The organism is Enterobacter sp. MGH 37, from assembly GCF_000534515.1.
Taxonomy (GTDB): domain Bacteria; phylum Pseudomonadota; class Gammaproteobacteria; order Enterobacterales; family Enterobacteriaceae; genus Enterobacter; species Enterobacter kobei.
Genome location: NZ_KI973205.1, coordinates 721,237 through 742,791 on the forward strand (window position 1 = coordinate 721,237; position 21,555 = coordinate 742,791).

Here is a 21,555-nt window from a genome sequence, read left to right on the forward strand (position 1 = left end):
TAGTAAATTTAGCGGCGCAAGAGCCTAGTGGTGGAAGCCGTAAACTTAAATTACGACCAGTCAAACAGGAATTACTATCATGGCACAAGTCATTAATACCAACAGCCTCTCGCTGATAACTCAGAATAACATCAATAAGAATCAATCCTCAATGGCCACTGCTATTGAGCGCCTGTCTTCCGGTCTGCGTATCAACAGCGCAAAAGATGATGCAGCTGGTCAGGCGATCGCTAACCGCTTCACCTCTAACATCAAAGGTCTGACCCAGGCTGCACGTAACGCTAACGATGGTATCTCCGTTGCACAGACAACTGAAGGTGCACTGTCTGAAATCAACAACAACTTACAGCGTATCCGTGAGCTGACCGTTCAGTCCTCTACTGGTACTAACTCACAGTCTGACCTGGACTCCATCCAGGACGAAATCAAATCCCGTCTGGATGAAATTGACCGTGTATCCGGTCAGACCCAGTTCAACGGTGTGAATGTGCTGGCAAAAGACGGTTCCATGAAAATTCAGGTTGGTGCTAACGATGGCCAGACCATTACCATAGACCTGAAACAAATCGACTCTAATACCCTGAAACTTACGAGCTTTAACGTAAATGGTAAAGGTGCAGTTGATAATGCTAAATTGACCGAAGCAGATCTGACTGGTTTCACGAAAACCCCAGGGGCAAACGGTAACAGCACTTGGACTAAAGACGATGTTACTACTTATAAGTCAGCGACTACAGCTGATTTGCTGAATAGCGTTGCAAACGGCAGCAAAATCAGCCAGACAGCACCGACCATCGTGAACGGTTTAGGTGTTAATGCTGACGCTGATTATACTTTTGATTCCACCAGCAAGTCCTACAAATTTGATGCTACAGATGTAACATCAGCGAATGCTCTGAGTTATCTTACTAAGGGTGGTTCCGCTACTGCTACAGTCAAAATTGGAACAACAACCCAAGATGTAATCATTGATAGCGCAGGAAACATCACGGCGGCTGATGATAACTCACAACTGTATCTTGATACTACTGGTAACTTGACCAAGAACAGTGCAGGCAGTCCTCCAGCAGCTTCGCTTGCCGGATTGATGGCTAACACAAACGATGCCGGTACTACTGGTGTTATGACCACAATTACAACGGCTGATAAAGGTACGTTGGTTACTACTGGTGCAGGTGCAGCAGGATTTAAAATTACGGGTGCATCAATCTCTGCTAGCGATATGGCTACAGCATTATCTGGCAAAGATTACACTGTTACTAACGGTGCTGCGTCTTACGACGTTGATGCTGCTGGTGCGGTAACTGCTGGTGGTACGGCCGTGAATCTGGATTTAGATGGCAAACTGACTACTGATACAGAAAAAACTGTAACTACGACTTATCAAGAATTTGCCAACGGCAGCTTTATTGATGATAAAGGAGCTGCTCTCTATAAAGCAGCTGATGGTTCTATCACCACAGAAGCTCAGGGAGCGTCTGCGGCTACTCCTGACCCGTTGAAAGCGCTGGACGATGCTATTGCCTCTATCGATAAGTTCCGTTCTTCTCTGGGTGCAGTACAGAACCGTCTGAGCTCTGCTGTGACCAACCTTAACAACACTACCACTAACTTGTCTGAAGCGCAGTCCCGTATTCAGGATGCAGACTATGCGACCGAAGTGTCAAATATGTCTAAAGCGCAGATCATTCAGCAGGCTGGCAACTCCGTGTTGTCTAAAGCCAACCAGGTTCCTCAGCAGGTTCTTTCTCTGCTGCAAGGCTAATTCAACTCCAATACACGAAGCCCTGCAAATGCAGGGCTTTTTATTGAATAAATAAAGATGTATTTTGTGGCTAAATCCACTGATAGAAAATATCAATTTTAGCTTAGGATACTTACAGTGGTTTTGTTGTTCTTATAGGATTTATTGTGATCAAAAAAAAGGCATTTAAATTTCTGCTTGAACCAAGTAAAAGTCAGATTTCTGACGTTTTGGTTTTTGCTGGTGCCTGCCGTTTTGTATATAATAAAGGCCTTGCTCTCCTAAGCGAAAACTATAATAATGGCAAGCCGTTCCTGAACTACAATAAACTCGCACCTTTATTAGTTGAGTGGAAAAGTGATCATAAATTTGAGTGGCTTAAACTTTGTCCATCTCAATGCCTACAGCAATCTTTACGTGATCTCGATAGGGCTTTTCAGAATTTCTTCTCAGGAAGAGCACTGTATCCTCGATTTAAAAAGAAAGGCCGCAGTGATTCTTTTAGAGTCCCATGTCAAAGAGTCAGATTAAACCAAGAAAAAGGTTTAGTATCTTTGCCTAAATTAGGATGGGTTAAGTACCGTAAAAGTCGCGAAGTCACGGGGAATTTGAAAAATGTTACTATTTCAAAAAAACTTGATAAGTGGTACATAAGTTTTAATACTGAGGAATTTGTTTCTGAGCCGGTTCATCCATCAATCAATAAGACAAAAGTTTTACTCAATGATGGATATGTTACCCTGTGTGCTGGGAATGAGGTTTCAGTCGAAAGCTTTACTGGCATTGTTGATGAAAAAAAAATAAAACGTCTTAATAAAGAGTTAAGTAGGAAAGTAAAACACAGTAATAATTGGCTAAAAAGTAAAAAGAAAATTGACAGAATAAGAACAAGGTCAGGTAATTTCAGACTGGATGCCTTACATAAGATAACTACGGCAATATGCAAAAAACACGCAGTTGTAGAAGTAGTTGACGTAAAGAATTTTGTATCGGATAAAAACAATATTGCAAAAAATATGAGGTACGAGTTTGTTAGGCAATTATTGTATAAACAAGAGTGGTTAGGTGGAAAAATTGTTCAGCTGGATGCTTAGTTTTTATTAAATATCCTTTGAGATATTTTTCACCCGTTTTTTAATATAAATCAAAGTGATTATTGGCGGCAGGGCATGTCGTTTCAGTTTGTTGAGGAAGGTTTTTTTAACTTCTGTTGAAGCAAAAATCTCGAATGTTATTGAGAATGTCAACGTCTGGTCCAATACCAATTGGTGATTTTTCTATATATTTTATAAAGTAAAAATTTGTCGGTTGTTGATGTTAGAGCAACCGACGCAGATTCTAAGGAATTGCAATCATCGTGTAAACCAGTTATCTGCGCTTTCCAACGCTTCTTGTGGCACTTCCTGTACATATGTCTTTTTGTCTTCTTTTTCTAAGCCGCAGAATGGAAAAGCCATCTTTGCTTGCTGTCTTGACGATCACCTCTACGTCTTCATTATACGTACTCAGGCGCTTTGTCAGCTCCTGAGTCAGTGCGTCAATTGAGTCCTTCGGCCTAGCCATCGTTTTATTTTTGGCAATACTAATCTCGACACGCATGATAGTCACCGCTAATGCCTGGTTAAATATACAGTACCTGTAACCCAGAACTAAAGACTGTCAAGTCAATTGGCGAATTAGCAGTTCAGCTTTGAATGTTTTTTGATGTTTGGAATGGTCTACAAGCCTTATGGTGTCTGCTCTCGGGTAAAATTAGTCGTGGGGCATGGGTGGGGCAAAAGTGCCTTGTGAAGTTCGTTAAAGTTCGCAAATCTCGCTTTGAATCGATCTCTCTCATCCCTTGTTTAATGCGCTCCTGGACGATCTTTATCGATTTTAAAAATTATGCGTTCATATTATACAAATGTAGCGAAAAAGGTGTTTCTGCCTGAAAAGATGAACATTCTGCATAGCGCGTTTTGCGCAACAGGAATATATTGAAACGTTACTCGACAAACGATGCATAAGGTTTTCTATGACACAACAGCCACAAGCCAAATACCGCCACGACTACCGTGCGCCGGAATACCTGATTAGCGATATCGACCTGACGTTTGACCTGGATGCCACAAAAACCGTCGTGACGGCGGTGAGTCAGGTGACGCGCCACAGTGCGACTGCCGTGCCGCTGCGTCTCGATGGCGAAGACCTGACGCTGGTCTCCCTGCATATTAATGATGAACCCTGGTCAGACTATAAAGAAGAAGGCAACCAGCTGGTCATTGACAACCTGCCGGAACGCTTTACGCTGCGCATCGTGAATGAAATCAGCCCTTCAGCCAACACGGCGCTGGAAGGGCTTTACCAGTCAGGCGTGGCTCTGTGTACCCAGTGTGAAGCCGAAGGTTTCCGCCATATCACCTGGTACCTGGACCGCCCGGACGTCCTGGCGCGCTTCACGACGAAAATCATCGCCGATAAAACGCTTTATCCGTTCCTGCTCTCCAACGGTAACCGCGTCGGTGAGGGCGAACTGGAAAATGGTCGTCACTGGGTGCAGTGGCAGGATCCGTTCCCGAAACCGTGCTACCTCTTTGCGCTGGTGGCGGGTGATTTTGATGTGCTGCGCGATACGTTCAAAACTCGCTCCGGGCGTGAAGTGGCGCTGGAGCTGTTTGTTGACCGTGGCAACCTTGACCGCGCACCGTGGGCGATGACCTCGCTCATCAACTCCATGAAGTGGGACGAAGAACGTTTCGGCCTCGAATACGACCTCGACATCTATATGATCGTCGCCGTCGATTTCTTCAACATGGGCGCGATGGAGAATAAAGGTCTCAACATCTTTAACTCCAAATACGTACTGGCACGTACCGACACCGCTACCGATAAAGACTACCTTGATATCGAACGCGTCATCGGCCACGAGTATTTCCATAACTGGACCGGTAACCGCGTCACCTGCCGTGACTGGTTCCAGCTGAGCCTGAAAGAGGGACTGACCGTCTTCCGCGATCAGGAGTTCAGCTCCGATCTGGGCTCTCGTGCGGTAAACCGTATCAACAACGTCCGCACTATGCGCGGCCTGCAGTTTGCGGAAGATGCCAGCCCAATGGCGCACCCTATCCGTCCGGATAAAGTCATTGAGATGAACAACTTCTACACCCTGACGGTATATGAGAAGGGCGCTGAAATTATCCGTATGATCCACACCCTGCTGGGCGAAGAGAACTTCCAGAAAGGGATGCAACTCTATTTTGAGCGTCATGACGGCAGCGCGGCGACCTGTGACGATTTTGTGCAGGCGATGGAAGATGCCTCTAACGTGGATCTCTCGCACTTCCGCCGCTGGTACAGCCAGGCCGGGACGCCGATTGTCACCGTTAAAGACGACTACAACCCGGAAACCGAGCAATACACCCTGACCATCAGCCAGCGCACGCCGCCAACCGCCGAGCAGGAAGAAAAACATCCGCTGCACATCCCGTTCAGCATTGAGCTGTATGACAACGAAGGCAAAGTGATCCCGCTGCAGAAGGGCGGTCATCCGGTACACCACGTACTGAACGTAACCCAGGCAGAGCAGACCTTTATCTTCGATAACGTCTATTTCCAGCCGGTGCCAGCGCTGCTGTGCGAATTCTCAGCCCCGGTGAAGCTGGAGTACAAGTGGAGCGATCAGCAGCTGACGTTCCTGATGCGTCACGCCCGCAACGATTTCTCCCGCTGGGATGCCGCGCAGAGTCTGCTGGCGACCTACATCAAGCTGAACGTGAACCGTTACCAGCAGGGCCAGCCGCTGACGCTGCCGGTGCATGTAGCAGACGCGTTCCGTGCGATCCTGCTGGATGAATCTATTGATCCGGCGCTGGCGGCTGAAATTCTGACCCTGCCGTCGGCAACTGAAATTGCCGAGCTGTTTGACATCATTGACCCGATTGCCATCGTGGCCGTGCGTGAAGCGCTGACCCGCACGCTGGCTGCTGAACTGGCGGACGAATTCCTCGCCATCTATAACGCCAATAAGCTTGATGCTTATCGCGTTGAGCACGCGGACATTGGTAAACGTTCTCTGCGTAACACCTGCCTGCGTTATCTGGCGTTTGGTGAAACCGAGCTGGCGAACACGCTGGTGAGCATGCAGTATCATAAAGCGGACAATATGACCGACGCGCTGGCCGCGCTGGCGGCGAGCGTTGCCGCTGAACTGCCGTGCCGCGATGCGCTGATGCAGGAGTACGACGACAAGTGGCACCAGGATGGTCTGGTGATGGACAAATGGTTCATTCTGCAGGCGACCAGCCCGGCGGCCGATGCGCTCAGCAAAGTCCGCAGCCTGCTGAAGCACCGTTCGTTCACCATGAGTAACCCGAACCGCGTGCGTTCCCTGATTGGTGCGTTTGCCAGCAGCAACCCGGCCGCGTTCCACGCGGAGGACGGTAGCGGTTATCAGTTCATGGTAGAAATGCTGACCGAACTGAACAGCCGTAACCCGCAGGTGGCGTCGCGTCTGATTGAGCCGCTGATCCGTCTGAAACGCTACGATGCGAAGCGTCAGGCGAAAATGCGCGCCGCGCTTGAACAGCTGAAAGGGCTGGAAAACCTGTCCGGCGATTTGTACGAGAAGATCGCGAAAGCCTTAGCGTGATGTAAAAAAGCCCGGTGGGCAGGTAAAAGCAAAACGGCAACCCAGGTTGCCGTTTTTTGTGTTTTCTCCCTCTCCCTGTGGGAGAGGGCCGGGGTGAGGGCATCAGGCATTAGCCTTAACTCGCTGTAACTCCGTTCCCCCGCGCTTCATCACCCGATCCAGCACTTCTGCCTCCAGCTCCGCCAGTCTTGCCGAACCGACACGACGAGGCCGTGGAAGATCCACCGTCAGATCCAGACCAATTTTTCCGTCTTCTATTAACAGCACCCGGTCGGCCATCGCCACGGCTTCGCTGACGTCATGCGTGACCAGCAGAACCGTGAATCCATGCGTCTGCCACAGGGATTCAATCAGATCCTGCATTTCGATCCGCGTTAAGGCGTCGAGCGCGCCGAGCGGCTCATCAAGCAACAGCAGGCCAGGACGATGAATCAACGCCCGGGCCAGTGCCACGCGCTGCTTCTGCCCACCCGACAGCGCAGCAGGCCATTCACCGGCGCGGTTTTCCAGTCCGACGGCGGCCAGCGCCTGACGGGCTTCATCCCGCCAGTGTCCTTTGAGCCCCAGCCCGACGTTATCAATCACCGTCTTCCAGGGCAGCAGTCGCGCATCCTGAAACATCATGCGGGTATCGTCCTGAATAGTGGCCAGCGGCGTTGTTCCTGCCAGAATGTCGCCGCCGTTGGGGGATTCCAGTCCGGCCAGAAGGCGCAGCAGCGTACTCTTGCCGCCGCCGCTGCGCCCGACAATGGCCACAAACTGCCCGGCGGGAATATGCAGATCCAGCGCGTTAAGAATGGTGTTTTCGCCGTAGCGTTTGGTCACGCCGTTTAACAGTAACGGTGTCCCCTGATTCAGTCGTGCCGTATTCATGCTTTCGCCTCCTGAAGGGTATACGCCGGGTTCCAGCGTAGCCAGCTGCGTTCCAGCCACTGGGCGCTGACGTCGGCCAGTTTGCCGAGCAGGGCATAAAGGATAATGGCAACCACCACGACGTCCGTTTGCAGGAACTCGCGGGCGTTCATCGCCAGGTAGCCGATGCCAGAGTTAGCCGAAATGGTTTCCGCGACAATCAGCGTCAGCCACATCAGGCCGAGGGCAAAACGCACCCCGACCATGATGGAGGGCAGGGCGCCCGGCAGGATCACGTGTAGAAAGAGCGAAAAACCCGACAAGCCATAGCTTCGCGCCATCTCCACCAGGCCGCGATCGATATTGCGGATGCCGTGCCAGGTATTAATGTAAATCGGGAACAGCGTGCCCAGCGCCACGAGGAAGATCTTCGCGCTCTCATCAATCCCAAACCACAGAATGACCAGCGGGATCAGCGCCAGATGCGGCACGTTACGCAACATCTGAATGGAGGTATCCAGCAGCCGCTCGCCCCAGCGGGAAAGACCGCTGATCAACCCCAGCACCAGCCCGATGCTGCCGCCAATAGAGAACCCAATCACCGCGCGCCAGGAACTGATCGCCAGATGCTGCCACAGCTCACCGCTGACGCTCAGCGACCAGAACGCTTCTACAACGCCCTCAGGAGAGGGCAGAATACGGCTCGACAGCCAGCCGGTGGATGATGCGAGCTGCCAGAGAGCCACAATGCCGACGGGTAAAAACCACGGCGCGGCGCGCAGCAGCCATTTTTGTGAGGTGGCAGACATGGTCACTCCTTAGCTTTGCGCGGCTTTACGAGGGATAAATTCGTTTGCCACCGCTTCTCCCTGCAGCTGAAGCTGCTGTGGCTGCGGTATTTCCGGGATGGCCACATCCAGATGCGGGAATAACAGCTCGCCCACTTTGTAGGCCTCCTCCAGGTGCGGATAACCGGAGAGAATAAAGCTGTCGATACCGAGGTCGGCGTATTCATTAATCCGCGCTGCCACGGTCGGGCCGTCCCCGACCAGCGCCGTGCCCGCACCGCCGCGCACCAGGCCAACGCCTGCCCACAGGTTCGGGCTGATCTCCAGCTTCTCGCGCTTGCCGTTGTGCAGGGATGCCATTCGGTGCTGTCCGACGGAGTCGGTTTTGGCAAACGCGGCCTGCGCCTTTGCGATGGTCTCATCGTCCAGATGGGATATCAGACGGTCTGCCGCCCGCCAGGCCTCTTCAGTGGTTTCGCGAACAATCACGTGCAGACGAATACCGAAGCGCACCTTGCGGCCATGGGCGTCCGCTTTTGCGCGCACCTGGGCAATTTTCTCTTTTACCAGCTCAGGCGGTTCGCCCCAGGTCAGATACAGATCGACCTGCTCGGCAGCCAGATCCTGGGCTACATCCGACGACCCGCCGAAATAGAGCGGCGGGCGTGGGCGTTGTACCGGCGGGAAGTAGAGTTTCGCGTCACGAACGTGGATATGCTTGCCTTCGAAGGTGACGGTTTCACCTTCAAGCAGGCGTCGCCAGACGCGGGTGAACTCGGCAGAAGCCTCATAGCGCTCGGTGTGGTCGAGGAACACGCCATCGCCTGCCAGTTCCTGCGGATCGCTGCCCGTCACCAGGTTAAACAGGGCACGACCGTTGGAGAGTCTGTCCAGCGTTGCCGCCTGACGCGCTGCCACGGTGGGGGAAACCACGCCTGGACGTAACGCAACCAGGAACTTCAGACGCTGGGTGACCGGGATCATCGACGCGGCGACCAGCCAGGCATCTTCACATGAGCGCCCGGTTGGGATCAGCACGCCGGTGAAACCGATGCGGTCCGCCGCCTGTGCAATCTGCTGCAGGTAGCCATGGTCAACCGGGCGGGAACCCTCTTCAGTGCCAAGATAGTGGCCATCTCCGTGGGTGGGTAAAAACCAGAAAAGATTCAGACTCATGATTTAGCTCCTTCTTTGCCTGCGGGTTGCCAGATGCGTTCGCGAATATCGACCTGTTTTGGCACCAGGCGGTTTTGATAGAAGAGGTCAGCGGTTTGTTGCTGTAGCGCGGCGACGTGCGCATCCACGGGTGAAATGGTGGTCGGCGGACGGTGGCTGAGGTAGCTCGCAATCACCGGTTCAGGTAAGCCCATGGTTTTCGCCAGCAGCGCAAAACTTTCCTGACGCTGGCTTTGGGTCAGCGTGTCGGCCTGCGTAAAGGTATCCAGTACGCTCTGAATAAATGCGCCATTCTTTTCCGCGTAAGGACGCGCGGCAAGGTAGAACGAGCCGGTCTGTTTTAGCGTGGTGCCATCTTTCAGCACACGTACCCCTCCTTGCAGTAATGCTGCGGAGTAGTACGGATCCCAGATGGCCCAGGCATCAACGTTCTTCTGCTGAAACGCGGCGCGCGCGTCGGCAGGCGTCAGGTAAACGGGCTGAATGTCCGTGAACTTGAGCCCGGCTTCCTGCAAGGCGCGCAGCAGCAGATTGTGTGAACTGGAGCCCTTCTGGAAGGCAACTTTATGTCCTTTAAGGTCGGCAACGCTTTTAATCTCGCTGTTTTCAGGCACCAGAATCACTTCGGCCTTCGGTTTGGGCGGTTCAACGCCGACATAAACGAGGTCCGCTCCCGCCGCCTGGGCGAATATCGGCGGAATATCGCCGGTACTGCCAAGATCGATACTGCCTACGTTCAGGGCTTCCAGCATCTGAGGGCCCGCAGGAAACTCGATCCAGGAGAATTTGGTGTCCGGGAAGCGTTTTTCCAGAAGCTGGTGACTTTTTGCCAGCACCATACTGACGCTGCCTTTCTGATAGCCAATGCGTAAACTGTCCGGCGCTGTTTCTGCGGCCTGAGCCAGCCCGGTCAAGGCCATCAGGCCAGCCAGCCCGAGGCGGGTTAAGGTTTTAAACATGTGCGACTCCTTGAGGCTGGCCAAACGCAGGTGCCTGGATATCCCGGCGATGCAGCGCGTGCCAGAAGGTTTCCAGCGCAGCATCGAGGCGCGTTTGCAGATTCGGCGTAAAGTGCGGCTTGTGTTGATAATCAATGACCTGCGAATCGTCCGCGAAAACCCCATGAAGAATCTCTTGTGCTTTCAGGGCATTCAGGACCGGTTTCAGGGCATAATCCACCGCCAGTAGATGGGCAACCGTTCCGCCCGTTGCCAGCGGCAGCACCACTTTGCCGTCCAGTGCGCGCTCCGGCAGTAGATCGAGCAGGGTTTTCAGTGCGCCAGAAAAAGAGGCTTTATAGATCGGTGTCGCCACGATTAAACCGTCTGCCTCTTTCAGTTGCTCTGTGAGGGTTTTCAGCGCAGGGCTGTCGAAACGGGCGTACAGCAAATCTTCGGGTTCGAAGTTATGCAGATTCCAGTGGCACACTTCCACATCCAGCGCATTGAGCTTTTCACGGGCATATTCCAGCAGGGCGCTGGAACGCGAAGGGAATCGTGGACTTCCGGCCAGGGTAATGACGCGCATACTTCCTCCTTATAACCAATTGTTTGCTTTTATCTAACATTCATAACAATTTTCAGGAGTGTGACACCGCGCGGTTATTCCACTAAATGATTTATCTGCAATTAAAATGCGAAAAAGTGCATAAGAAAGAGACCGGGAGGTAAACGTTTGCGTTTTACGCTGATTTTTTTGCAGCAGGTCAATTCCTTTTCGCAGCGGGATCGCCCATAATCCCCTCCCGGTTTGCACACCGGGAATCCAGGAGAGTTCATGTACTACCCCTTCGTTCGTAAAGCCCTTTTCCAGCTCGACCCTGAGCGCGCTCATGAATTGACATTCCAGCAATTACGTCGCATTACCGGAACGCCTCTGGCGGCTCTGGTGCGCCAGAATGTGCCGGAAAAACCTGTGCAGTGCATGGGTCTGACCTTTAAAAACCCGCTAGGTCTGGCGGCCGGTCTGGACAAAAACGGCGAGTGCATTGATGCCCTGGGCGCAATGGGCTTTGGCTCCATTGAAATCGGTACCGTTACCCCGCGTCCACAGCCGGGAAATGATAAGCCGCGTTTGTTCCGCCTGGTGGAAGCCGAAGGGCTAATCAACCGCATGGGCTTTAATAATCTCGGCGTTGATCACCTGGTCGAGAACGTGAAAAAAGCCCATTTCGATGGGGTGCTGGGCATTAATATCGGTAAAAATAAAGACACGCCGGTTGAGCAAGGTAAAGATGACTATCTGATTTGTATGGAAAAAGTCTACGCCTATGCCGGTTACATCGCGGTGAATATTTCATCGCCGAATACCCCGGGCCTGCGTTCTTTACAATATGGCGAAGCGCTGGACGATCTTCTCAGCGCCATTAAAAATAAACAAAATGAACTGCAGGCGATCCACCATAAATATGTTCCGGTCGCGGTGAAGATCGCACCGGATCTTTCGCCTGAAGAATTGATCCAGGTTGCCGACAGTTTAGTTCGCCATAATATTGATGGTGTTATTGCGACCAATACGACGCTCGATCGCTCCCTCGTTCAGGGAATGAAAAACTGTGACGAAGCGGGTGGGTTAAGTGGCCGTCCGGTACAATTAAAAAGCACCGAAATTATTCGTGCTCTGTCTGCAGAATTAAAAGGGCGCTTGCCGATTATTGGTGTCGGCGGTATCGACTCGGTGATTGCTGCGCGCGAGAAGATGGCGGCAGGGGCATCGCTGGTGCAAATCTATTCCGGCTTTATTTTTAAAGGACCACCGCTGATTAAAGAAATCGTTACCCATATCTAATCTTTTCTCTTAATCAGACAACCAGGGCTTTATTTCCAGCCCTGGTTGTTTTATATTCCGTCACTGTTGCTTATTTAGACATTCTGGTCTTTTATTAATGGTGTTATAAACGAAGCGACAATCAGGACATTTTTAGTACAGGACGTTTGGGGACGGGAGAGAAACATGCGAATTAAACCTGACGATAACTGGCGCTGGTATTTTTGCGACGAGCACGATCGTATGATGCTCGATTTAGCCAATGGCATGTTGTTTCGTTCTCGTTTTGCCCGCCGAATGTTAACCCCGGACGCGTTTTCACCCTCGGGCTTTTGCGTTGACGATGCTGCACTTTATTTCTCCTTTGAAGAAAAATGTCGCGATCTGGTGCTCTCTAAAGAGCAGCGTGCCGAGCTGGTATTAAATGCGCTGGTGGCGATTCGTTTCCTGAAACCGCAAATGCCGAAAAGCTGGCATTTCCTGCCGCACGACATGAACTGGACGCCAGCAACGGGTGATGCGGCCAGCGTCAATCTGAGCGATACCGCCGAAGAGGTGAGTTTGTTAGTGGTGGAGCCGGGCGAAAATGCTGCGCTTTGTCTGCTGGCGCAACCCGGCGTGACGATTGCCGGGCGCGTAATGCAGTTAGGGGATGCGATCAAAGTTATGAATGACAGGCTGAAGCCACAGGTGCGTGTCGATTCCTTCAGCCTCGAACAGGCGGTTTAAGCTTCCAGCTGTACGGATGTTTTCGGTACGCAGCTACAGCACAGAATTGTGCCGTCGTTTCCCACTGCCGATTTCTTCAGCGCAGTCACTTCTCCCTCTACCAGCTTGATGCGACAGCATCCGCAGATTCCCGCACGACAAGAATACGGTACGCGAATACCGGCCTGTTCCAGTTGCTCCAGCAGCACCTGCTGATTGTTGCCACGAATAATTTTGCCCTGCCAGTGAATATCCACGGCAGAGGCGACGTTCGTCTCAACTTCAACGCTTTCTTCTTCCTGACCGGCGCCGTACACTCTCGCAGGTCCGCGGGCGAGGATTTCGACCTCATCGCCCACGCGGATCACACCGCTGGAGCGGGGGATCAGGTTCTGGCCGAAATCGACATCGCCGTTATCCTGGGCGGTGCGGAACGATTGCAGCGTTTTCAGCGGTTCGCCAGAGGGGTGCTTTTGCCCTTTTTCCGGACTCACGGTGGTAAAGATACAGCGGCTGCACGGCTTGACGACATCAAAGATGACGCTACCAATGCGGATCGTTTTCCAGGTGTCTTCTTCCCACGCATCGGCACCGGTTACCACCAGGTTCGGACGGAACTGCTCCATCTGCACGCTGGCTTTACAGCGGTTTTGTAAATCACGCAGCGACGCCTCGTTGGTCAGCAGGAACGGGAAGCCGTCGGCGAAGGAGAGCGGAACGGCATCGTGGCGCTTCACGCGGCGCGTCAGTTCAGGCCCCAGCCAGCGCAGCTGCACGTCACGGGAAAAGAAGCCGCTTAGCCAGCGGTTAATCTCTTCCGGGGCGATGCGCGCGGTAAAATGGTTACCCCAGACTTCCGTTGGCGCGTCGACGGGCGCAAAATCAGCAAAGCGAATCACCGTGCTGGAACCGTCCGGCGCGGTCAAATGCAATCCGTCATGAAGCGGGGAAGGGGTAAAGCGAACCATCTGCGGGAACTGGCGCGCGGTGATGAACGTACCGTCAGGCTCGGTGACCATAAAAATACGATCGAAGGCAAATCCGCTCATGTCTGCCAGTGCGTGAGAAACGCCAATGCCGCGCATGGATTTCACCGGATGAATAAAAAGCCTGGATAACGTCGCCACTGCATACTCCCGCAAATGAAAATAAGCCTTCAACTTTATGACATACACGCCATATTAGCTATAATGCGCGACAATTTTCTAAGAGTAAAAGTGACGATATGAATTCTCTGTTTGCCAGTACGGCCCGTGGGCTGGAAGAGCTGTTAAAAACTGAACTGGAAGCCCTGGGTGCGCAAGAGTGCCAGGTAGTTCAGGGTGGTGTCCATTTTGAGGGCGACACGCGGCTTATTTACCAGAGCCTGATGTGGAGCCGTCTGGCGTCGCGCATCATGCTGCCGATGAAGGAGTGCAAGGTCTATAGCGACCTTGACCTCTATACCGGCGTACAGATGATCGACTGGACAGAGATCTTCACCCCAAATGCCACCTTTGCGGTGCATTTCAACGGCGTGAACGATGAGATCCGCAACAGTCAGTACGGTGCGCTGCGCGTGAAAGACGCCATTGTGGACTGCTTCACCCGTAAGAATAAGGAACGCCCTAATGTCGATCGCGAAAATCCGGACCTGCGTATCAACGTCTGGCTGAACGGCGACACGGCGAGCATTTCTCTCGATCTGAGCGGCGCGGGTCTGCATTTACGTGGCTATCGCGATCGCACCGGGATGGCGCCGATCAAAGAAACCCTTGCCGCAGCCATTGTGATGCGCTCCGGCTGGCAGCCGGGCACCCCCCTGCTCGATCCGATGTGTGGTTCCGGTACGCTGCTGATTGAAGCCGCAATGCTGGCTACCGACCGTGCGCCAGGGCTGCACCGCGGTCACTGGGGCTTTAAAGGCTGGGCGCAGCATGATGAAGCCCTCTGGAAAGAGGTCAAAGATGACGCGCAGAGCCGTGCGCGTAAAGGCCTGGCAGAGTACACCTCGCATTTCTATGGTTCGGACAGCGACCCGCGCGTGATTGAACGTGCGCGAAGCAACGCCCGTCGAGCGGGTATCGGTGAGCTGGTCACCTTCGACGTGAAAGATGTCGCGAACCTGACCAACCCGCTGCCGAAAGGCCCGTACGGTACCGTCATCAGTAACCCGCCATACGGTGAGCGTCTGGACAGCGAACCGGCGCTGATCGCCTTGCACAGCCTGCTGGGCCGCAATATGAAAGACTATTTTGGCGGCTGGAATCTGTCTCTGTTCAGCGCGTCGCCGGAGCTGTTGAGCTGTCTGCAACTGCGCGCCGATCGCCAGTTTAAAGCGAAAAACGGTCCGCTGGACTGTGTGCAGAAAAACTACCATCTGGCAGAAAAAGCGGCGGACAGTAAGCCAACCGGCGTGGCGGAAGATTACGCCAACCGTCTGCGCAAGAATCTGAAGAAATTCGAGAAGTGGGCGAAGCAGGAAGGGATTGAATGTTACCGCCTGTACGATGCCGACCTGCCGGAGTACAACGTGGCGGTTGATCGCTACGCCGACTGGGTCGTCATTCAGGAATATGCTCCGCCAAAAACCATTGATGCACAAAAAGCGCGTCAGCGTATGCTGGACGTGATTGCGGCCACCATCGCCGTGCTGGGCATTGCGCCGAACAAGCTGGTGCTGAAAACCCGCGAGCGTCAGAAGGGCAAAAACCAGTACCAGAAGATGGGCGAGAAGGGTGACTACATTGAAGTGGGCGAATATAACGCCCGCCTGTGGGTTAACCTGACCGACTATCTCGATACCGGTCTGTTCCTTGACCACCGTATCGCCCGCCGTATGCTCGGCCAGATGAGCAAGGGGAAAGATTTCCTCAACCTGTTCTCTTATACCGGCAGCGCGAGTGTGCATGCCGGCCTCGGCGGCGCGCGCAGCACCACTACCGTGGATATGTCGCGTACCTACTTGGAGTGGGCCGAGCGTAACCTGCGTCTGAACGGTTTAACCGGGCGCCAGCATCGCCTGATGCAGGCCGACGTGCTGGGCTGGCTGCGTGATACCGATGAACAGTTCGACCTGATCTTTATCGATCCGCCGACCTTCTCCAACTCTAAGCGCATGGAGGATAGCTTTGACGTTCAACGCGACCACCTGCGCCTGATGACCGACCTGAAGCGTCTGTTGCGTAAAGGCGGCACCATTATGTTCTCGAACAACAAACGCGGCTTCCGTATGGATCACGACGGTTTAGCAGCCCTGGGACTGAAAGCACAAGAAATTAGCCAAAAAACGCTGTCTCAGGACTTCGCCCGTAACCGTCAAATCCATAACTGCTGGTTGATTACCGCGGTCTGAAAGGAAAAGTAAATGTCTTTAATTAGTATGCACGGCGCGTGGCTCTCTTTCAGCGACTCACCGCTTCTCGATAATGCAGAGCTGCATATCGAAGATAACGAACGCGTCTGTCTGGTGGGCCGTAACGGCGCGGGTAAATCCACGCTGATGAAAATCCTCAACCGCGAGCAGGGGCTGGATGACGGCCGCATCGTGTACGAGCAGGATCTGATTGTCTCCCGCCTCCAGCAGGACCCGCCGCGCCATGTCACCGGCAGCGTGTACGACTTCGTGGCGGAGGGGATCTCTGAGCAGGCGGAATACCTGAAGCGCTATCACGAGATTTCGCATCTGGTCATGACCGACCCGAGCGACAAGAATCTCAATGAGCTCGCAAAAGTGCAGGAGATGCTCGATCACCACGGCCTGTGGCAGCTTGAAAACCGCATTAATGAAGTGCTGGCACAGCTTGGTCTGGAAGCGGATATGGAGCTGTCTGCGCTCTCCGGCGGCTGGCTGCGTAAAGCGGCCCTGGGCCGCGCGCTGGTCAGCGGGCCGAAAGTGCTGCTGCTGGACGAACCGACGAACCACCTGGATATCGAAGCCATTGACTGGCTGGAAGGGTTCCTGAAAACCTTCAGCGGCACCATCATCTTTATCTCGCACGACCGTTCGTTTATTCGCAATATGGCGACCCGTATTGTCGATCTCGACCGCGGTAAGCTGGTCACTTATCCTGGCGATTACGATACCTATCTGCTGGAGAAAGAAGAAAACCTGCGCGTGGAAGAGCTGCAGAATGCTGAGTTTGACCGCAAACTGGCGCAGGAAGAGGTCTGGATCCGCCAGGGCATCAAAGCCCGCCGTACCCGTAACGAAGGCCGTGTGCGTGCCCTGAAAGCGATGCGCCGCGAGCGCAGCGAACGCCGCGAAGTGATGGGCAGCGCCAAAATGCAGGTTGAAGAGGCATCCCGCTCCGGCAAGATTGTCTTCGAAATGGAAAACGTTAACTATCAGGTTGACGGCAAAGTGCTGGTAAAAGATTTCTCTGCTCAGGTCCAGCGCGGCGACAAAATTGCGCTGATTGGCCCCAACGGCTGCGGCAAAACCACATTACTGAAGTTGATGCTGAGCCAGTTGCAGGCTGACAGCGGCCGTATTCACTGCGGCACCAAACTTGAAGTCGCCTACTTCGACCAGCACCGCGCGGAGCTGGATCCGGACCGCACGGTAATGGATAACCTCGCTGAAGGTAAGCAGGAGGTCATGGTAAACGGTAAGCCGCGCCATGTGCTGGGCTACCTGCAGGACTTCCTGTTCCATCCGAAACGTGCGATGACGCCGGTTCGCGCCCTGTCCGGCGGGGAACGTAACCGCCTGTTGCTGGCACGTCTGTTCCTGAAGCCAAGCAACCTGCTGATCCTCGATGAACCGACGAACGATCTGGATGTCGAAACGCTGGAATTGCTGGAAGAGCTGATCGACGGGTACCAGGGAACCGTGATGCTGGTCAGCCACGATCGTCAGTTCGTTGATAATACCGTGACCGAGTGCTGGATCTTCGAAGGGGAAGGGCGAATTGGACAGTATGTGGGCGGGTACCACGATGCAAAAGGGCAGCAGTCACAGTCTCTGGCGCAAAAACAGTCAAAGTCCAAAACAAGTGCTGAACCTGCTGTAACAAAAGCAGAAACAGTCAAGAAAAGCTCGGCTAAACTAAGCTATAACCTGCAGCGCGAACTGGAGGGGCTTCCTCAGCGTCTGGAAGAGCTGGAGGCGGCGCTTGAAGATCTTCAGGCACAGGTTGCTGATGCCTCATTCTTTACCCAGTCGCATGACTATACTCAGAAAGTATTGGCTGAACTGTCCGCGGCTGAAAAAGCCCTGGAAGAAGCATTTGAGCGCTGGGAGTACCTTGAGTCTCTGAAGAACGGCGCATAAACAGGGATAACATATGTGTGACCAGCACCATGCCGACAGGCATATATTATGCTCGCAATGCGATATGCTCGTGGCGTTGCCAGAGCTGGGTCACGGACATAAAGCCCTGTGTCCACGTTGCGGCGCAACGCTGACGACCGAGTGGGACGCGCCAAGGCAGCGTCCCACTGCTTACGCACTGGCGGCATTATTTATGCTGCTGCTCTCCAATCTCTTCCCCTTCATCTATATGAAGGTGGGGGGGATGACAAGCCAGGTGGATCTGCTTGAAATCCCGGGCGTGATGTTCTCGGAAGATTACGCCAGCCTCGGCACCTTTTTTCTGCTGTTTGTCCAGATAGTCCCGGCGTTTTGCCTGGTGGTCATTCTTCTGCTGGTCAACCGCGTCAGGATGCCGACATCACTGAAAATCCGGCTCGCGCGTGTCCTTTTCCAGCTCAAAAGCTGGGGGATGGCTGAGATCTTTCTGGCCGGGATACTGGTCAGTTTCGTGAAGCTGATGGCGTATGGCGATGTCGGGATTGGCAGTAGCTTTGTGCCCTGGTGCCTGTATTGCGTCCTGCAGCTGCGCGCCTTCCAGTGCGTGGACAGGCGCTGGGCGTGGGACGATATCGCCCCGGCACCGACGCTTGCACAGACGGTGAAGGTCGGTGTGCCGGGTATCCGCCAGGGGCTGCGTTCCTGTCCGTGCTGTACCGCCGTGCTGCCCGCCGATCTCGACGTGTGTCCGCGCTGCGAAACGAAAGGCCACGTCCGTCGCAAGAACAGCCTGCAGTGGACAATGGCGCTGCTGGTGACATCCGTCATGCTGTATCTGCCCGCCAATATTCTGCCGATTATGATCACCGACCTGCTCGGCGACAAAATGCCCTCGACGATCCTCGCGGGGGTGATCTTGCTCTGGGGCGAAGGATCCTATCCGGTCGCCGGCGTGATTTTCATCGCCAGTATTATGGTACCCACCTTAAAAATGATCGCCATTGCCTGGCTCTGTTGGGATGCAAAAGGTCACGGAAAGCGCGACAGCGAACGCATGCATCTGATTTATGAGGTGGTCGAGTTTGTTGGTCGCTGGTCAATGATCGACGTGTTTGTGATTGCCGTTCTTTCTGCGCTGGTGCGGATGGGCGGTTTGATGAGTATTTATCCCGCGATGGGGGCTTTAATGTTTGCGCTGGTCGTGATTATGACCATGTTTGCGGCCATGACCTTCGACCCTCGTTTATCGTGGGATCGTGAGCCTGAATCAAGCCATGAGGAAGAGTAAGAGCATGGAAAATAAGAGTGGAGAGGCGAAAGTGCAGAAGGTCAAAAACTGGTCACCGGTGTGGATTTTCCCCATCGTGACGGCGCTGATCGGTGCCTGGATCCTGTTTTATCATTACAGCCATCAGGGACCGGAAGTGACGCTGATTACCACCAATGCCGAGGGGATTGAGGGCGGTAAGACGACCATCAAAAGCCGCAGCGTGGATGTGGGCGTGGTGGAAAGCGCAACCCTGACCGACGATTTAACCCATGTGGAGATCAAGGCGCGCCTGAATGCCGGCATGGAAAAACTACTGCATGGCGATTCTGTTTTCTGGGTGGTTAAACCGCAGGTGGGGCGCGAAGGGATCAGCGGCTTAGGAACGCTGCTTTCAGGTGCCTATATTGAACTCCAGCCGGGTACAAAAGGTAACCAGCCGGGGCAATATCAGCTTCTGGATTCACCGCCGCTAGCTCCGCCGGATGCAAAAGGTATCCGCGTGATTTTAGACAGTAAAAAAGCGGGTCAGCTCACGGCGGGCGATCCGGTGCTGTTCCGCGGTTATCGTGTGGGTTCGGTTGAGAAAAGCACGTTTGACCCACAGAAAAGGTCCATCAGCTATCAGCTGTTCATCAATGCACCTAACGATCGTCTGGTCACAAGCAATGTCCGTTTCTGGAAAGACAGCGGCATCGCGGTCGATCTGACCTCGGCAGGCATGCGTGTTGAAATGGGCTCCCTGACAACGCTGTTTGGCGGTGGCGTAAGTTTTGACGTGCCGGAAGGTCTGGATCTGGGGCAGCCGGTTGCGGAGAACACCGCTTTCCGCCTGTTTGACGATCAAAAAAGCATTCAGGATGCGCTCTACACCGATCACGTTGACTTCCTGATGTTCTTTAAAGACTCCGTTCGTGGCCTGCAGCCGGGAGCGCCGGTTGAGTTCCGCGGCATTCGTCTCGGTACGGTTGGGCAAGTACCGTTCTTTGTGCCTGGTCTGCAGCAGGTTCTGGATGATGATTACCGCATTCCGGTGCTGATTCGTATCGAACCAGAACGTCTGATCAACCAGATTGGCGAGAACCAGGATATTGCCACGCATATCTCTCAACTGATGGAACGTGGTCTGCGCGGGTCGTTGAAGACCGGCAACCTGGTGACCGGCGCGCTGTATGTGGATATGGATTTCTATCAGAAAGCACCGCCGATTACCGGCATTCGTGAATTCGGTGGCTATAAAATCATCCCAACCGTGAGCAGCGGACTGGCTCAGATCCAGCAGCGTCTGATGGAAACGCTGGATAAGATTAACAATCTGCCGCTGAACCCAATGATTGAAGCAGCGACAGGTTCGTTACATCAGAGCCAGGCGACGATGCAACGCCTGCAAACCACGCTGGATAACATCAATAAGCTCACTGCAAGCCAGAGCATGCAGCAGTTGCCGCAGGATATGCAGAAAACGCTGCGCGAGCTGAACCGCAGTATGCAGGGCTTCCAGCCAGGCTCGGCGGCGTACAACAAGATGGTGGCAGATATGCAGCGTCTTGATCAGGTCTTGCGCGAACTGCAGCCGGTTCTGAAAACGCTCAACGAGAAGAGCAACGCGCTGGTGTTTGAAGCGAAAGATAAAAAGGATCCTGAGCCGAAGAGGGCGAAACAATGAAAAAATGGCTAGCGATTGTAGGAGCAATGGTACTCACGGCCTGTAGCTCAGGCAGTGAAACGAAAAGCTACTATCAGCTACCGCTGATGGCGCAGGCAGGTACCCAGAGTACCGCTTCGCAAGGCAACCGTCTGCTATGGGTTGAGCAAGTTGCCGTGCCGGACTACCTGGCCGGCAACGGGGTGGTCTACCAGACCAGCGATGTACAGTACACCATCGCCAGCAATAACCTGTGGGCCAGCCCGCTGGATCAGCAATTGCGCAATACGCTGGTGGCAAATCTGAGCAGCCAGCTTCCGGGCTGGGTTGTCGCTTCCCAGCCACTGGGTAGCGATCAGGATACGCTGAACGTCACGGTAACGGGCTTCCATGGTCGGTATGACGGTGCCGTTATCATCAGCGGAGAGTGGCTGCTGAATCATCAGGGACAGCTGATTAAACGTCCTTTCCATCTGGAACTGAAGCAGCAGAAAGATGGCTATGATGAAATGGTGAAAGTCCTGGCTCAGGGTTGGGCGCAGGAGTCAGCCAGTATCGCCAGGGAGATTTCCCGGCTGCCATAAGTAAAATTCATCATCAAAAACCGCAGTTAGCCTGTCGCTGATTGCGGTTTTTTTTTCGTTTTGGCTTCAGGTTGTTACTTGTGCCGGGTCACACTTTTTGTACAAATGATCTTCTGGCTAGCTCACAAATATGACACCCGTATGAATTTTGAACATTGACGCTGC

General features: G+C 53.5%; 16 protein-coding genes and 1 pseudogene. 10 read left to right on the top strand and 7 right to left on the bottom strand.

The window, feature by feature from the left end:
- Positions 1–79 precede the first annotated feature (79 nt).
- Positions 80–1,765, top strand: coding sequence for a flagellin (locus L383_RS20270; RefSeq protein ID WP_023332602.1), 1,686 nt, complete (start codon positions 80–82; stop codon positions 1,763–1,765).
- Between the two features lie 146 nt (positions 1,766–1,911).
- A complete protein-coding gene (locus tag L383_RS20265) occupies positions 1,912–2,838 on the top strand; it encodes an RNA-guided endonuclease InsQ/TnpB family protein (protein WP_023332603.1) in 927 nt (308 codons plus the stop codon).
- Between the two features lie 258 nt (positions 2,839–3,096).
- Here the strand turns inward: L383_RS20265 and L383_RS0123680 are convergent.
- Positions 3,097–3,343 (bottom strand): annotated as a pseudogene (locus L383_RS0123680) (DinI-like family protein).
- Between the two features lie 415 nt (positions 3,344–3,758).
- On the opposite strand from L383_RS0123680, the gene pepN reads away from it, so the two are divergent.
- Positions 3,759–6,371 carry an aminopeptidase N gene (gene pepN / locus L383_RS20260; protein ID WP_023332604.1) on the top strand — a complete coding sequence of 871 codons (2,613 nt, stop codon included), beginning with the start codon at positions 3,759–3,761 and terminating at the stop codon, positions 6,369–6,371.
- 102 nt (positions 6,372–6,473) lie between these two features.
- On the opposite strand, the gene ssuB is transcribed toward pepN, so the two are convergent.
- The 5 genes from ssuB to ssuE are packed head-to-tail and all read right to left on the bottom strand — an operon-like array spanning position 6,474 to position 10,714.
- Positions 6,474–7,244 (bottom strand): aliphatic sulfonates ABC transporter ATP-binding protein, encoded by a 771-nt coding sequence (ssuB, locus tag L383_RS20255; RefSeq protein WP_014883237.1) that lies wholly within the window; start codon positions 7,242–7,244, stop codon positions 6,474–6,476.
- On the bottom strand, positions 7,241–8,032 hold the full coding sequence (ssuC, locus tag L383_RS20250) for an aliphatic sulfonate ABC transporter permease SsuC (protein ID WP_014883238.1): 792 nt from the start codon (positions 8,030–8,032) through the stop codon (positions 7,241–7,243). Before ssuC ends, ssuB begins: the two co-directional genes overlap by 4 nt.
- A gap of 9 nt (positions 8,033–8,041) precedes the next feature.
- Entirely contained in the window at positions 8,042–9,187 is a 1,146-nt protein-coding gene (gene ssuD / locus L383_RS20245) for an FMNH2-dependent alkanesulfonate monooxygenase (protein WP_023332605.1), read from the bottom strand.
- Positions 9,184–10,146: a sulfonate ABC transporter substrate-binding protein gene (locus L383_RS20240; RefSeq protein WP_023332606.1), complete on the bottom strand. Its 963-nt coding sequence runs from the start codon at positions 10,144–10,146 to the stop codon at positions 9,184–9,186. Before L383_RS20240 ends, ssuD begins: the two co-directional genes overlap by 4 nt.
- Positions 10,139–10,714: an NADPH-dependent FMN reductase gene (ssuE, locus tag L383_RS20235; RefSeq protein ID WP_014883241.1), complete on the bottom strand. Its 576-nt coding sequence runs from the start codon at positions 10,712–10,714 to the stop codon at positions 10,139–10,141. The genes L383_RS20240 and ssuE overlap by 8 nt, the downstream gene beginning before the upstream one ends.
- Before the next feature lie 249 nt (positions 10,715–10,963).
- Between ssuE and pyrD the strand changes: the two genes are divergently transcribed.
- Both pyrD and zapC read left to right on the top strand, forming a co-directional pair.
- Positions 10,964–11,974, top strand: a complete 1,011-nt coding sequence (pyrD, locus tag L383_RS20230) for a quinone-dependent dihydroorotate dehydrogenase (protein ID WP_014883242.1) — start codon at positions 10,964–10,966, stop codon at positions 11,972–11,974.
- 165 nt (positions 11,975–12,139) lie between these two features.
- Positions 12,140–12,682, top strand: a complete 543-nt coding sequence (gene zapC, locus L383_RS20225) for a cell division protein ZapC (RefSeq protein ID WP_014883243.1) — start codon at positions 12,140–12,142, stop codon at positions 12,680–12,682.
- Here the strand turns inward: zapC and L383_RS20220 are convergent.
- Positions 12,679–13,788 (bottom strand): YcbX family protein, encoded by a 1,110-nt coding sequence (locus L383_RS20220; RefSeq protein ID WP_023332607.1) that lies wholly within the window; start codon positions 13,786–13,788, stop codon positions 12,679–12,681. The two genes, zapC and L383_RS20220, sit on opposite strands and share 4 nt — an antisense overlap.
- A gap of 98 nt (positions 13,789–13,886) precedes the next feature.
- Between L383_RS20220 and rlmKL the strand changes: the two genes are divergently transcribed.
- The 5 genes from rlmKL to pqiC are packed head-to-tail and all read left to right on the top strand — an operon-like array spanning position 13,887 to position 21,390.
- Positions 13,887–15,995: a bifunctional 23S rRNA (guanine(2069)-N(7))-methyltransferase RlmK/23S rRNA (guanine(2445)-N(2))-methyltransferase RlmL gene (rlmKL, locus tag L383_RS20215; protein WP_023332608.1), complete on the top strand. Its 2,109-nt coding sequence runs from the start codon at positions 13,887–13,889 to the stop codon at positions 15,993–15,995.
- A gap of 12 nt (positions 15,996–16,007) precedes the next feature.
- Entirely contained in the window at positions 16,008–17,915 is a 1,908-nt protein-coding gene (locus L383_RS20210) for an ABC transporter ATP-binding protein (RefSeq protein ID WP_014883246.1), read from the top strand.
- 13 nt (positions 17,916–17,928) lie between these two features.
- Positions 17,929–19,182, top strand: a complete 1,254-nt coding sequence (pqiA, locus tag L383_RS20205) for a membrane integrity-associated transporter subunit PqiA (RefSeq protein WP_014883247.1) — start codon at positions 17,929–17,931, stop codon at positions 19,180–19,182.
- Between the two features lie 4 nt (positions 19,183–19,186).
- Positions 19,187–20,827 carry an intermembrane transport protein PqiB gene (gene pqiB / locus L383_RS20200; RefSeq protein WP_014883248.1) on the top strand — a complete coding sequence of 547 codons (1,641 nt, stop codon included), beginning with the start codon at positions 19,187–19,189 and terminating at the stop codon, positions 20,825–20,827.
- A complete protein-coding gene (pqiC, locus tag L383_RS20195; protein WP_023332609.1) occupies positions 20,824–21,390 on the top strand; it encodes a membrane integrity-associated transporter subunit PqiC in 567 nt (188 codons plus the stop codon). The genes pqiB and pqiC overlap by 4 nt, the downstream gene beginning before the upstream one ends.
- The last annotated feature ends 165 nt before the right edge of the window (positions 21,391–21,555 follow it).

Coding starts and splice junctions, on each gene's coding strand:
- L383_RS20270 (WP_023332602.1), top strand. CDS start 80: ATGGCACAAGTCATTAATACCAACAGCCTCTCGCTGATAACTCAGAAT.
- pepN (WP_023332604.1), top strand. CDS start 3,759: ATGACACAACAGCCACAAGCCAAATACCGCCACGACTACCGTGCGCCG.
- ssuB (WP_014883237.1), bottom strand. CDS start 7,244: ATGAATACGGCACGACTGAATCAGGGGACACCGTTACTGTTAAACGGC.
- ssuC (WP_014883238.1), bottom strand. CDS start 8,032: ATGTCTGCCACCTCACAAAAATGGCTGCTGCGCGCCGCGCCGTGGTTT.
- ssuD (WP_023332605.1), bottom strand. CDS start 9,187: ATGAGTCTGAATCTTTTCTGGTTTTTACCCACCCACGGAGATGGCCAC.
- L383_RS20240 (WP_023332606.1), bottom strand. CDS start 10,146: ATGTTTAAAACCTTAACCCGCCTCGGGCTGGCTGGCCTGATGGCCTTG.
- ssuE (WP_014883241.1), bottom strand. CDS start 10,714: ATGCGCGTCATTACCCTGGCCGGAAGTCCACGATTCCCTTCGCGTTCC.
- pyrD (WP_014883242.1), top strand. CDS start 10,964: ATGTACTACCCCTTCGTTCGTAAAGCCCTTTTCCAGCTCGACCCTGAG.
- zapC (WP_014883243.1), top strand. CDS start 12,140: ATGCGAATTAAACCTGACGATAACTGGCGCTGGTATTTTTGCGACGAG.
- rlmKL (WP_023332608.1), top strand. CDS start 13,887: ATGAATTCTCTGTTTGCCAGTACGGCCCGTGGGCTGGAAGAGCTGTTA.
- L383_RS20210 (WP_014883246.1), top strand. CDS start 16,008: ATGTCTTTAATTAGTATGCACGGCGCGTGGCTCTCTTTCAGCGACTCA.
- pqiA (WP_014883247.1), top strand. CDS start 17,929: ATGTGTGACCAGCACCATGCCGACAGGCATATATTATGCTCGCAATGC.
- pqiB (WP_014883248.1), top strand. CDS start 19,187: ATGGAAAATAAGAGTGGAGAGGCGAAAGTGCAGAAGGTCAAAAACTGG.
- pqiC (WP_023332609.1), top strand. CDS start 20,824: ATGAAAAAATGGCTAGCGATTGTAGGAGCAATGGTACTCACGGCCTGT.